The following is a 13098-nucleotide window of genomic DNA, read 5'->3' as shown; positions in this document are numbered from 1 at the left end:
TTTGCAAAATCGGTACGGCTTTTTTTATGTTTGTATGCCAAGCCGATTATATCAGTTAATTAGCTAAATCCTTTGCTTAGTCCTTTAGCCCAATAGTTGTCTAAAACGCTGATAAATGGGTTTTAATTGCCGGTACATTTTCTTATAGCCTTGCTGATAAAGTTCTTCATACAAGGCAACATTGGCAGTCAGCGGCTCAAAGGTTTCGCCATGCCGACACATGGCCTTCACTGCCTCGGCATAATTCTTAAACGCGCCAATACCAACTGCAGCGTTTATCGCCGCCCCCAAAGCCGAAGTTTCATAAGTATGCGGACGGATCGCGGGCATATTAAAAATATCAGCGGTCAGCTGCATCGCCACTGGACTTTGCGAACCGCCACCAGAAACTATCAGCTCCTGCATCGGCTGCTTGGTACGCTTTTCTATCGACTCCATACCATCGCGCAAGCCATAAGCAATCCCCTCTAAAATAGCGCGATAAACGTGAGCCCGAGTATGCAAATCGCTAAAACCAATAATAGCGCCACGCGCTTCTGGGTCCGGGATCTTCACGCCAGGTGACCAGTAGGGCTGTAGCATTAAACCCTCTGAGCCTGGTGGAATTAGGGTTATCGCTTCATCAAACAACTGTTCCGCTGCAATCCCCATTTTTTGCGATAAATCTCGTTCCATCTGACCAAATTGCTCTTTAAACCAACTGACCATCCAATAGCCGCGGTAAATTTGATACTCGATGGTGTAGGCATCAGCCACATTGGAGGGATAGGGCGGCACAAACTTGATTGGTTCAATGTACTTAGAACTGGTGACGTTAATAGTTGCTGTTGTACCATAGCTCAAGCAGGCCTGATGATCTTGAATACAACCGGAGCCCAATACTTCCGATGATTTATCCGCACCTGCGGCGATAACCGGAATGTTTTTCGGGATACCCGTTGCTACCGAAGCTGCCGCATGAACTTGACCAATAGGCTCGCCTGGCTTTACCAGATCCGGTAATAGATCTTTATCCATCGGCGCGACTTGCCATTTCCAATCGCCATCTTGCGCCCACTGATGGCGCTTATAGTCAAAAGGAATATAGCCCACTTGCGAGGCAAGAGAGTCCTTAAACTCTCCTGTCAGCTTAAAATTAAGGTAGCCCGAAAGCAGCAGATACTTATGGGTTTTTTGCCAAATCTGTGGCTGATGATGTGCAATCCAAGCAGCCTGACAACTGGCTTGAAAATTATGAATGGTATCTTCAACCCGCGCCAATTTAAACGCATATTTCCAAAGCCCTTGGATCGGTTTAATGTCTTTAAGCTTACGTTTATCGGTCCAAATAATGGCTGGTCGTAAAGGTTCACCTTGCTCATCAAGGTTAATCACCGTATTGCGCATAGTAGTAACCGCAACTGCCTTAATAGCCTTGCGATCAACCTTTGGATCCTGCCACAAATTGTTACAAGCCCTGCACAAAGAGTCCCAAAAAAAATGAGGATGCTGTTCACTCCAATCGGCTTGATCTGAAAAATACGCCTCCAATAAAGGCACTTGCGACTTAGCAATTAAATTTCCCGCTAAATCAAAAATAATAGCACGCAGCGATTGAGTGCCATTATCAATGGCAAGAATCGTTTCTTCAGTCAAGCCTATTGTCCTATACCTGAATGACGTAATAGCGGCTCGGTGGAAGGTTCACGCCCGCGAAAAGCAACAAACAGATCTGCGGCTTCTTGCGAGCCACCTTTTTCTAAAATATGTTCTAAGAAATCTTGACCCACTTTTGAGTTGAAAATGCCTTCTTCTTCAAAGCGCGAAAAAGCATCCGCCGACAAGACTTCCGCCCATTTATAAGAGTAATAACCTGCGGCATAACCGCCCGCGAAAATATGGCTAAAACCATGTTGAAAACGGTTAAACTCCGGCGTTTTTACTACCGCAAATTTATCTCGAACCTGATCTAAGATCGTTTGTATTAGATCAGGTTCGCTCGGATCAAATTCTCTATGAATTTTAAAGTCAAATAACGCAAACTCAATTTGCCGCAGCATTTGCATCGCAGACTGAAAATTCTTAGCGGCTAACAACCGCTCCAGCTTTTCTTTTGGCAGCGGCTCGCCTGTTTCAAAATGACGAGCAATTTTGTCAAGCCCCAACTCAACCCAGCAAAAGTTCTCTAAAAACTGGCTTGGCAATTCAACCGCATCCCAAGCAACACCGCTAATACCTGCGACCGCAGCATAGTCAATCTTGGTCAACATATGGTGTAAGCCATGCCCAAACTCATGAAATAGAGTGGTAACTTCATCGTGGGTAAACAACGCTGGCTGCTCACCTACTGGCGCATTGAAGTTGCAGGTCAAGAACGCCACTGGCTTTTGCGTCGTCTCACCATCTTTTCGTCGCCCAATGCAGTCGGCCATCCAAGCGCCACCGCGTTTATTTTTGCGCGCGTACAGATCCAAGTAAAAACTGGCAATGGGTTGATTATGACTATTATAAATATCATAAAAGCGCACATCGGGATGCCAAATATCCACATCATCCCTTTGCTCAAAACTGATCCCAAATAACTGCCCGGTAATCTCAAACATGCCTTTAATCACTTGATTTTCAGGAAACCAAGGGCGCAACTCTTCTTGCGAAATATTGTATTTATGCTTTTTAAGTTTTTCGCTGTAGTAGGCTAGATCCCATGCTTGCAGCGCCTCTTGCTGATAATGCTCTTTAGCAAAATTTTCTAACTCCAAGATTTCCGCTTGCGCTTGTGACTGCGACTTATTGGCCAAATCTTGCAAAAAATCGATAACTTGATCGGTAGAGTTGGCCATTTTAGTGGCCAATGATAGCTGCGCATAATTATCGAAATCCAAAAGCTCGGCTAGTTGATGGCGCAAACTCAGTATTTCTGGCATCAGTTTCGAATTATCAAACTTACTATCGTGCGGCCCTTGATCTGACGCGCGAGTGCAAAAAGCGGTATAAACTTCTTGGCGCAAAGCTCGATCATTGGCATGCATCATCACTGGTAAATAGGACGGGTACTCCAAGGTTAAACGATAACCATCAACGCCATTGGCTTGCGCAGTTTGTTTGGCCGCTTTTATTGCCGATTGTGGCAATCCCTCTAAGGCTGATTCATCTTGCAGATCTTTATACCAACCCATGGTCGAATCGAGTAAATTCTGTTCAAACTTAGCGGTTAGTTCCGACATTCTTAATTGGATTTTGCCATAAGTTTTTTTCTTTTCATCGGACAATGAAACCCCAGATAACTTAAAATCTCTTAAGTCATCGTTTAAGATTTTTTGCTGAATCTCATCCAGCTGCAACTCATCAGCTTTGTCACTTAAGTTTTGTATTGCTTGGTACAAACCTTGATGCTGCCCCATCTCAGTTCCGTACTCTGATAATAGTGGCAAACAAGCGTTATAGGCCTCACGAATCTCATCACTATTGACCACTGCATTCATATGGCTAATCGGTGACCAAGCGCGATCAAGCCGATCGTTAATCGCTTCCAGCGGTGCGACAAAGGATTGCCAATTGATTGTATTTTTAGTCTGCGACTCAACCAGCTGATTGATCTGCTGGCGACTCTCTTCGATGATGGTTTTAACCGCCTCTACCATGTTGTTTGGTTTGATTTTTGTAAAAGGCGGTAGTGTTTTTAAGTCTAATAATGGGTTCATAATTGTAATAGGTTGTTGATTCTAAAATTAACGACGTTCGAGCAAATAATCTACGATTCTTTGCGAGGCCTTACCATCTACCGGACCAATATGATCTTGGCGGTATTGCGCTCTTTGCTCACGATATTCTTGAGGGTTAGCTAACTGCTGTTTGACTGCGTTTTTGAGCTGACTAAATTTACTGATGTGAGTGCCAATCTTATTATAAATAACATTATCTTTGCCAAACCGTTTTTCAAACCTATAACTAAAGGGACCACGATAAGACCATTTAAGCTTAAAAAAGTTAGCTACTATCACCGGCTTATCCAGAACAACAAATTCAAACAAGGTCGAGGAAGCCTCGCTGATCAAGAGATCCGCAGTTTTAAGATAGGGCAATAACGAATAATCCTCGACAGGGGCTACATAGCAGTTTGCATAACTGGCCCATTTTTTTAATTTTTTCCTCTGGCCTTTGTACTGTTTTCGAGTGTAGGTAAAAGCATGCGGCTTGATTAGAACATTATAGTCGGAAAATTTCTCTGGCCAGTTATCTGGAAATCGCTCTAGTGAGCTTGGGTTAAAGGTTGGCGCATAAAGTAATGTTTTTTTACTAGTATCCAGTTGCTTGGCTACTAAATCGATACCTTGCTCGCTACCGTCAAAAATCGGATCGAGCTTGGAAAATCCTACTTGCACAAAGGTATCTTCTGGATACATCTGCTTGATGATACGCAAGCGCAATTCGCCTTCCATAAAGCGAACCGTCATAGGTGTATCAGACTTTCTATAATAACTTGGCTTAGGACCTACACCATGTCCTAACTGAGCGGTTTTTGAGTATTGGTGTATTTGCTCTAAGCCTTGAAAAGCATTACCAAAAAAAATCCAATCAGGCTTAGTTTTTAAATAGTAGTCCAAGGCTTGCTCTTTACCGGACACCCAAACCTGGTTACCGGGAATTTCTTTTGCAAAAACGGACTGATCATTTTTCCCGGTATAACACACAAAGATACATTCAATATTATTTTCTATCAGTACTTTATAGATAGGGTAATATTGTGGAATATAGTATATGTTTTGCGTATCAAAAATAACCTGCATACGTTTCTCTTATAATTTTAAGAAATTCTATTGCTATCTAGTCTTAAGCAACTACAATAAAGTTAAAACACCTATTTTCTTTTGTGATGTTAGAACAAACTTTAGCTTCTTTTGATTACCCGAATAGCTTAGTTAAAAGCTACAATCATTGGCATCTTTTGCTAAGACCGCAGCAAACCACCTTAGGCTCGCTGATACTTATTTGCAAGGAAGAAGTTACTGATTTTTCAGCCATTTCTATTGAGGCCAACAAGGAAAAGCATTACATCATCAAGGAAGTGGAACATGTCCTCAAATCTCAATTCAATTATAACAAGATTAATTACTTAATGTTAATGCTTGTGGATCCTGAAGTGCATTTTCATATCATTCCGCGCTATGAGCAAGGGGCAAGTTTTAATGGTCAGCAGTATCCTGATCCATCTTGGGGCAAGCCGCCGGATTTGAGCAAAAGTATCAATATTAATGCCGAATCACAACTTGCGTTTAATCACTTTTTAACCGAACAATTTTCGAGTCTCAGTAAAGAGCAAATAATACCGCGGAAAAAATACCGCAGGCTCTACACGTCTGGCTGTTTTGATATATTCCATCAAGGCCACCTGAATATCTTGGCTAAAAGCAAAGCCCTTTGTAATCACTTAATAGTTGGGGTATCTACCGATGATCTGATCCTCAAAGAAAAAGGACGCTTACCAGTTATTCCGTTTGAAGAACGCATTTCCATTATTAAAGCGCTCGATATTGTTGATGAAGCCATTCCGCAAGTGGACAAAAATAAGCAAGCGATTGTCGATACTTACAAAATTGATGCGATATCCGTTGGCGATGATTGGAAAGGAAGGTACCCCAAAGTGACTTGTGCTATGGAATATTTTCCTTACACCCCAAATGTTAGCTCTACTATTTTGAAATCTAAATTAAATTTAACTTAGCTCTATCTAACTCAAGCTAATTCAATTTAACGACGAATTTTCTCAATAATGGATGAGGTCGAATAGCCTGCTTTGAATTGTAATATTTTGACCTCACCGCCATTAGCTTTAACTGCTTCATAACCAGCGATATCTTCAGCTTTATAATCGCCACCCTTAACCAAGATATCTGGCAAACAACGACCAATAATTCTCTCAGGAGTATCTTCGCTAAAAGCGACCACCCAATCGACTCCTGTTAAGGAAGAGAGCATCTGCATACGGTGGCTCAGCGGGTTAATCGGTCTAGCATCACCTTTTAAGCGCTGCACAGAATCATCATCATTTACCGCCACGATCAAGCGGTCACCCAAGGCAGCAGCTTCTTTCAAATAGGCCGCATGACCCGGATGAAGGATATCAAAACAACCATTAGTCATAACCAGGATTTCATTTTTTGCTTTCGCCGTGGCTATCAAGTTGAGTAATTGCTGTTCGGTCACAACCCCGTGTTGTGGAGCAAAATCTTGCTCAATCGCCGCCTGCAATTCACTTGGACTAACGGTAGCGGTGCCTAATTTGCTGATCACGATTCCCGCTGCAATATTGGCTACTTTACTCGCTAACACCAAATTTTGTTCAACCGCATAAGCAGCAGCCAAGGTGGCAATCACCGTATCACCAGCGCCTGTTACATCGGAAATTTCTTTTGCTTGGGTAGGTTGTAAATAAGGCTGTTTGCTCTGCTCAATTAAGGCCATACCTTTTTCACTACGGGTAATTAACAGTGCCCCTAATTCCAACTCTTTTCTTAATGCCTCGCCTTGGCTAAGCAAGATTTCATCATCATGAGTCTTACCAACAATCGCTTCAAATTCAGACTGATTGGGTGTGAGCAAAGTCGCCCCTCGATACTTACGAAAGTCATTGCCCTTAGGATCGACTAGCAGTGGGATATTACTTTGTTTTGCTTTGGCGATAATCGATTGCGGTGCTTGCAGAGTTCCTTTGTTGTAATCCGACAATACAATCAGATCATACTGCTCCAGTTGTTGTTCCAATTGCGTATGCTTGATCGGATTCTGCAAGGCAAAATCTTTTTCAAAATCTAAACGAATAAGCTGTTGGTTACGACTAATGACTCGTAATTTAGTGATGGTGGCTTGATTAGCTCTTTTTTCAAATAAACAGCTAACGCCAGCTGCCTGCAATAATGACTCCAGCAGCTCGGCTTCGCTATCTTCGCCCGTGATCCCTGCAACGCTAACTTGAGCCCCTAAAGCCGCTAAGTTAAGCGCCACATTAGCCGCACCTCCAGCGCGATTTTCCACCTGATTCACATTAACCACTGGTACTGGGGATTCCGGTGAAATCCTTGAAGTATCACCGTGCCAATAACGATCCAACATCAGATCGCCAATCACCAAGATATTCGCTTTTGAAAAGTCGGGAACTTTAATCGTCATAAACTAGCTGCTTGATAAGAATTGACTCATGATAACGATTTTGTAACTTATTATCTATTTTCTGCGTTATATCCGTATAATTGAATAAAATTTTTGTTGGAACCTGTTATGAGCATCAAACACTATGATTTTATTGCCGTTGGCGGCGGAAGTGGTGGCATTGCATCTGCCAATCGAGCAGCCATGTACGGCGCTAAGTGTGCCATTATTGAAGCCAAAGCGCTGGGCGGCACCTGCGTAAATGTAGGCTGCGTGCCAAAAAAAGCCATGTGGCACGGCGCTCAAATTGCCGAAGCAATGAAATTTGCTCCAGATTACGGTTTTTCCGTCAAATCTCCTGATTTTAACTGGGCTAAATTGGTCGAATCGCGTCAAGCTTATATTGGTCGTATTCATCAAAGCTATGATCGAGTTTTAGCCAACAACAAAGTGGATCTGATCCAAGGTTATGCCACCTTTGAGGATAACAAAACCCTAGAAGTCGATGGGCAGCGCTTGACCGCAGATCATATCGTGATAGCAACTGGTGGCTACCCTGTCATTCCGCAAATTCCTGGCGCTGAATACGGCATTGACTCCGATGGCTTTTTTGGGCTCGAGCAACAGCCAAAGTCCGTCGCAGTGCTTGGCGCTGGGTATATCGCAGTAGAAATTGCAGGAGTGTTCCATGCCCTTGGCAGCAAGACTCATCTGGTTATGCGCAAAGACAAGCCTTTACGCAGCTTTGATAATTTACTTTCAGAAACCTTGATGGAGACGATGCACAATTCTAAGCTGGATCTACACACCCACTGTATCCCTGAGAAGATCAGCCGTGATAAGCATGGTTTAACCATTCACTGCCAAAGCGGTACTCAAATCGGTCCTGTTGAACAGCTGATTTGGGCAGTAGGGCGGGCACCTGCCACAGACAAGCTTGGTTTAGACAAAACTGACATTCAGTTAACCGATGGTGGCTTTATTCAAACCGACCAATACCAAAATACCAACGTCGAAGGCATTTATGCAATTGGCGATAACACCGGTAGAGCAGCGCTAACTCCGGTGGCAGTCGCCGCAGGACGACGCTTATCGGAACGCCTTTTCAATAATAAAACCGGTGAGCATCTGGATTATTCTAATATTCCTACCGTGGTTTTTAGTCATCCGCCCATTGGCACCGTTGGTCTTACCGAGCAACAGGCCCAAAATCAGTTTGGCGATGATCAGGTTAAAGTGTATCAATCACAATTCACCGCCATGTACTCGGCTCTTACTAGCCATCGCGAACCCACTCGTATGAAGCTGGTTTGCGTGGGTGAACAAGAAAAGGTGGTTGGTATCCACGGTATTGGCTATGCCATGGACGAAATTCTGCAAGGCTTTGCAGTCGCTCTAAAAATGGGGGCTACTAAAGCGGATTTTGATAATACCATAGCGATTCATCCGACCTCAGCGGAAGAGTTCGTGACCATGCGTTAAAGCGGATTTTTTACTTAACTTCTTATCAAAGAAGCCTGCAACAAGATTCTGTTTTGGTATAAAAAAAGCCCTGAATTTCAGGGCTTTTGAGCGATCTATGGTTATAATCTAAAGTCTTTCGACTGTAAAACCTTTTGCTTCAAGGTATTGGTTAACGCTATTTTTACCGGCGTAATGTGCCGCGCCCACCACCGCAAAAACTGACTTTCCTTGATTAATTAGATCGGCGATACCATCGGCCATCACTTGGTTACGTTTATAAAGGAAAATATCGTTAAACTGGTTCATAATATCTTCAGGCACGCCCAATTCTTTCGCTTCTTGTTCGGCCTTTTCTAAAACTTCATCCATATTGCCCGTTTTCCAAGCATCCATTAGTAACTCAAAATCTTCAACATCCTTAGATACCGCGCCTAAGACCATATAGTCTTGTAATGCTTTTGGCATCTCGTCCAATAGCGTAAGCTGCTCTTTGATCGATTCTAATTCAGCAATTTCTTTACTTTCGGCACCTTTGATAAAGAACTTATCAACACCGTAATTTTCAGAGTAACCCGCTTGAACCACACCCATTACCTCGATAGTCATAGCGGCCATCCAAGGTTCAAATACCCTCACCATATTACAGGTGGCGGCTTGTGTCTCACAATACTCATCGTATTTGGCCTTGGTTTTTTCGGTTAGCACCGTTGGTAATGGGTTTTCCAGATCCAGAGCCATTTGCTGAATCATCTGCGCCATTTCCATCTGATCAACCTTGTTGATGTTGGCCTCAACCGCCAAGGTATCCGAAGCAGCAAAAGCTTGCATGACCTTCTCTGGCAGCGGATACATATCTTTTTTACCTACATGGATCGAACCAAATAGGTAGGAAGTCTTACCACTATGTTCAATCTTCCAAATCGCTGGAGTATAGTCTTGAGCAACCGCTGGTTCTTGAGAGACCTCTTGTTTCTCCTCAAGCATCGGCTCGACGGTCTTCTCAACTTCAACCTTTGCCTTCTCTTCTACAGCCGCCATTTCCGCTTTCGCTTCAGCAGCTTTTGACTCTTTATCTTTGTTGTAAAAATAGTAACCGCCAGCGGCGATCACTAGTAGCAAAAAAATGCTTATGAATTTGTTCATGCTTATCCCCTTGATAATAAATATTTCAGTTTTTGACTCAATAATCGGCAGCTTTGCTTACCACCATGCCTAAAAAATAATGAAGGCTCAATTAATTCCATCTCATTCAGATAAGGCGTTCCCTCTTGATCATGCAAGAAATCAATCCGTGCGTAAAGCAAACGGCCAAATCGTTCACTAACATATTCCATCGCCTTAGCTGCTAAGGCCTTTTCAGCAGGCGACAATTGGTATGGATAATCTTTAGCACCATAATCATCTTGCACCCTAAAATCACCTTTTACCGGCACTTTACGGGTTCCATGACTGAATTCATGGTCAAAGAAAATACCGGAAGTTTCACCAAAAGTTTCTACTGATGCTAAATAAGGCTGCAAGACCAGATCTTCTGTTGCTACTAATCGTTCTAAATGCTGCTGCGCCTTTTGCAGGCCCTTGCTTGAGTTATCAAATGGCAAGCATTCTCGCGCATTGGCTCCCACTAAAGGCTTAATAAAACCTTGATCCCAACCGCGCATCGCCATCAAGTGCCCAATATTGTAAGTTTGCCCTCGCCATAACCATTCGGTTGGGGCAATAGTAATTCCAGCGTCCTCAAGATCTTTTAGGTATTTTTTATGGCTATTCCACAAAACTACCGCCTGATTGTTGAGCAGCCGAGTTTGCGTACTGACTTTGTCAATCCAGTTGATGAACTCCTCAAATCGCTCTTGATAATCCCAAGTGGTGCGTAATAAGCAAGCATCAAATTGTGACCAATCGACGTCAGAATCCCAAGCTAACACTTGGTATTCGATCTGATCTGCAGCCAGTTGAGCAAAAAAGGGTTGGTCGTCTTGCTCCCATTCGGGCAGGTTAAAGCAACTGGCAATGGCTATTTTCATTTGTTAATCAGCTAGTCGGTAAATTATTGGACGGGAAAAGAAATACTACCCTTTTTGATAATATCAGTAATGGCATTAGCGGATAGCGGGCGACAGTAAAGCATACCTTGCCCCATATCACAGCCCAAAGACTGTAAGATAGACATCTGTTGTACGGTTTCAATACCTTCACCAACCGTCGCCAGATCCAAGCTCTGGGCCAAGGAAATGATAGAGCGAATAATGTTAACGTTGATCAGACGATCCCGTTTCTGACTGCCTAATTGCGAAACAAAATACATATCAATTTTGAGATTATCCACTGGCAACTGACTCAGATAGGCCAAAGACGAATAGCCTTTACCAAAATCATCAATCGAAATTTTAATGTCTAACTCTTTGAATTGATTGAGAACTTTCACCGTATTGAGAACATCGGTCATAGCCGCGCTTTCGGTGATCTCAATTTCAAGCGAGTTTCCTTCGATCCCATACATCGCCATGGTATCGGAAAACTGACGCACAATATTAAAGTTCTTCAGATCTTTAATCGATAAGTTCAAGGCAATGGTCGTATCAATCCCCATGTTGCGCCAATCGTTAACCTGACGGCAAGCCATATCGGTTACCGACTTACTTAACTCATTAATCAGCGCCGTTTCTTCAGCAATTGGGATAAAGAGTCCAGGTGATATATCGCCAGAGTCCGGATCGTACCAACGGCACAAGGCTTCCACACTTTTGATTTTGCCCGTTTGAATATCCACGCGCGGCTGATAATAAAGTCGCAAATCACCATTAGCAATCGCCACTTTAAGCTTCTTTTCGGTGCGACGGCGCTGACTTTCTTGTTGCGTATGTTTTATCTGATAAAACTGATAGGAATTTCTATCCTGTTTGGCCGAATACATTGCGATATCGGCAAAACGGAACAAATCTTCGGCTTTTTTGGTGTGATTTGGAAAGATACTAATGCCAATCGAAGCGCCAGTCTGCACCGTATGGTCATCCGCCTTAAACGGAGTTCTAAATTGATCTAAAATTCTTGAGGCAATCGCGCCGGCTTCTTTTTCACTGGAATCCGGCAAGACAATCGCAAATTCGTCACCACCAACCCGCGCTAAAGTATCCGATTCACGCAAACATTTCTCGATGGTTCCCGATACGTCTCGTAATAAGGCATCTCCCACGGAATGACCTAAGGTATCGTTAATTTCTTTAAAACGATCCAAATCAATATACATAAAAGCTAACTTTTGTTGCTTTTTTACCGACTCAGCGATGCCTTTCAACAAGCGTTTTCGCAGCAGGTAACGGTTTGGTAATTTGGTCAGGGGATCATAATTAGCCAAGCTATGAATTTTACGCTCAGCTTTTTTGCGCTCGGAAATATCATGAAAATTAATGGTCACGCCTTGAATTGCTGGATCATTGAGATGGTTAGCCAAACGACTTTCAACCCACAGCATATGTCCTTTCTTATGGTTAATCCGGCGTTCAACGACCGATAACATTCCTGGGTTCGAAGCCACGTATTGAATGTGAGAGCTTGACTCTTCCCGATCATCTTCATAAATATAAGGCGCGAAACGTTTGCCGATTAAGTCTTCTTCGGTATAGCCCGTAACTTTAGTTACCGAAGGCGACATATAGGTCACATAAAAATCCTTATCAAAGACTAAAATGCAGTCATAACTATTTTCCACCAGCCTTTTATAATAGCGCTCTTGATCTCTTAGAGCGTCAGTTTCAGATACTGGCTGCGAAATTGGCATGATCGCTCCAATCTCGGTAATTGGCTTACCATTATCATCCCGCTGCGAGATGATGCTGTTAACCTGATACCAGCGAATGGCACCATCTTTATGAATTAGCCTAAATTTGGTTGCGACCAAGCTCGAATCATCCGTTTCACTCAATGCTTTTTCTTGCTCATCTATGATCTCACGATCGGCGGGGTAAACGGGTGAATAAACCCCTTCCGGCATTTTGCGAATTTCTTTTGGACTATAGCCCAACATTTCTGCAAATTCCTCTAGTCCTTGAGTAAACAATTGGCTCTTATAGTCCAAACTAAAAATACAAATGGGTAATTCACTCAGCAAGGCTTTGTGATAAGAATCCATAAACTTCTCATCTTCTAAACCTTCGAACAAATTTGAGGGGACAGATTGTAAGGTGATTGCTTTTTTAAGGAAGGACTTGCCTTGGGGCAAATCGATAATAGAAGCAATGTATTCGTTTTTGGTTACCACATCGGGTAATTTAACTAGGGTACGATTGGCAGTGCCGTCGATCAATTCTTTGGGCAGCCACAAAGGATACTCAACACCCAACAAATTAGAGGCATTAATCTCAGGATTATTGTTAACAACTTTGACCACTTGCGACTCATTACACAGCAAAATCGCTACATAATCTTGCTGGCAAATACTTTGCAAAATTGCTTCTTGTATCGGTGGTTTTTCAGTCATTCAGCTTAAGCGTTATCCTAATTTTTTAT

The 13098-nt window shown here is 42.9% G+C and carries 9 protein-coding genes; 2 read left to right on the top strand and 7 right to left on the bottom strand.

Translation table 11 applies throughout. The features are described from left to right. Nucleotides 1–84: 84 nt before the first annotated feature. From NFS34_RS04230 to NFS34_RS04220, 3 genes are read right to left on the bottom strand one after another with little or no spacing between them, the layout of a single operon-like run. Nucleotides 85–1635, bottom strand: a complete 1551-nt coding sequence (locus tag NFS34_RS04230) for an FGGY-family carbohydrate kinase (RefSeq protein WP_251358643.1) — start codon at nt 1633–1635, stop codon at nt 85–87. Between the two features lie 2 nt (nt 1636–1637). Beyond that, nucleotides 1638–3683 carry an oligopeptidase A gene (gene prlC, locus NFS34_RS04225; RefSeq protein WP_376707963.1) on the bottom strand — a complete coding sequence of 682 codons (2046 nt, stop codon included), beginning with the start codon at nt 3681–3683 and terminating at the stop codon, nt 1638–1640. A 24-nt stretch (nt 3684–3707) separates the two neighbouring features. After that, a complete protein-coding gene (locus NFS34_RS04220; protein ID WP_251358641.1) occupies nt 3708–4766 on the bottom strand; it encodes a CDP-glycerol glycerophosphotransferase family protein in 1059 nt (352 codons plus the stop codon). Between the two features lie 86 nt (nt 4767–4852). Here NFS34_RS04220 and NFS34_RS04215 point away from each other — a divergent pair, with 86 nt between their 5' ends. Further along, on the top strand, nt 4853–5701 hold the full coding sequence (locus NFS34_RS04215) for an adenylyltransferase/cytidyltransferase family protein (RefSeq protein WP_251358640.1): 849 nt from the start codon (nt 4853–4855) through the stop codon (nt 5699–5701). A 26-nt stretch (nt 5702–5727) separates the two neighbouring features. Here the strand turns inward: NFS34_RS04215 and hldE are convergent, their stop codons facing one another. Continuing rightward, nucleotides 5728–7146, bottom strand: coding sequence for a bifunctional D-glycero-beta-D-manno-heptose-7-phosphate kinase/D-glycero-beta-D-manno-heptose 1-phosphate adenylyltransferase HldE (gene hldE / locus NFS34_RS04210; protein WP_251358639.1), 1419 nt, complete (start codon nt 7144–7146; stop codon nt 5728–5730). Nucleotides 7147–7254: 108 nt separating this feature from the next. On the opposite strand from hldE, the gene gorA reads away from it, so the two are divergent. After that, the gene (gorA, locus tag NFS34_RS04205; RefSeq protein WP_251358638.1) at nt 7255–8607 is read left to right on the top strand and encodes a glutathione-disulfide reductase; all 1353 of its coding nucleotides are present in this window, start codon (nt 7255–7257) and stop codon (nt 8605–8607) included. A gap of 108 nt (nt 8608–8715) precedes the next feature. Here the strand turns inward: gorA and NFS34_RS04200 are convergent, their stop codons facing one another. From NFS34_RS04200 to NFS34_RS04190, 3 genes are read right to left on the bottom strand one after another with little or no spacing between them, the layout of a single operon-like run. Then, nucleotides 8716–9732, bottom strand: coding sequence for a TraB/GumN family protein (locus NFS34_RS04200; RefSeq protein ID WP_251358637.1), 1017 nt, complete (start codon nt 9730–9732; stop codon nt 8716–8718). Between the two features lie 2 nt (nt 9733–9734). Next, complete coding sequence (locus NFS34_RS04195; RefSeq protein ID WP_251358636.1) at nt 9735–10616, bottom strand: RimK family alpha-L-glutamate ligase; 882 nt, start codon at nt 10614–10616, stop codon at nt 9735–9737. A gap of 23 nt (nt 10617–10639) precedes the next feature. Beyond that, nucleotides 10640–13069: a bifunctional diguanylate cyclase/phosphodiesterase gene (locus tag NFS34_RS04190; RefSeq protein ID WP_251358635.1), complete on the bottom strand. Its 2430-nt coding sequence runs from the start codon at nt 13067–13069 to the stop codon at nt 10640–10642. Nucleotides 13070–13098 lie beyond the last annotated feature (29 nt).

It is taken from the genome of Kangiella sp. TOML190 (assembly GCF_023706045.1).
Classification (GTDB): domain Bacteria; phylum Pseudomonadota; class Gammaproteobacteria; order Enterobacterales; family Kangiellaceae; genus Kangiella.
The sequence above is the reverse complement of the archived record's forward strand: the minus strand, read 5'-3'. Positions and strand labels throughout refer to the sequence as shown.

Bases quoted from the DNA above. Each gene is read 5' to 3' on its own strand.
- NFS34_RS04220 (WP_251358641.1), bottom strand. From the start codon at position 4,766: ATGCAGGTTATTTTTGATACGCAAAACATATACTATATTCCACAATAT.
- NFS34_RS04215 (WP_251358640.1), top strand. From the start codon at position 4,853: ATGTTAGAACAAACTTTAGCTTCTTTTGATTACCCGAATAGCTTAGTT.
- hldE (WP_251358639.1), bottom strand. From the start codon at position 7,146: ATGACGATTAAAGTTCCCGACTTTTCAAAAGCGAATATCTTGGTGATT.
- gorA (WP_251358638.1), top strand. From the start codon at position 7,255: ATGAGCATCAAACACTATGATTTTATTGCCGTTGGCGGCGGAAGTGGT.
- NFS34_RS04200 (WP_251358637.1), bottom strand. From the start codon at position 9,732: ATGAACAAATTCATAAGCATTTTTTTGCTACTAGTGATCGCCGCTGGC.
- NFS34_RS04195 (WP_251358636.1), bottom strand. From the start codon at position 10,616: ATGAAAATAGCCATTGCCAGTTGCTTTAACCTGCCCGAATGGGAGCAA.
- NFS34_RS04190 (WP_251358635.1), bottom strand. From the start codon at position 13,069: ATGACTGAAAAACCACCGATACAAGAAGCAATTTTGCAAAGTATTTGC.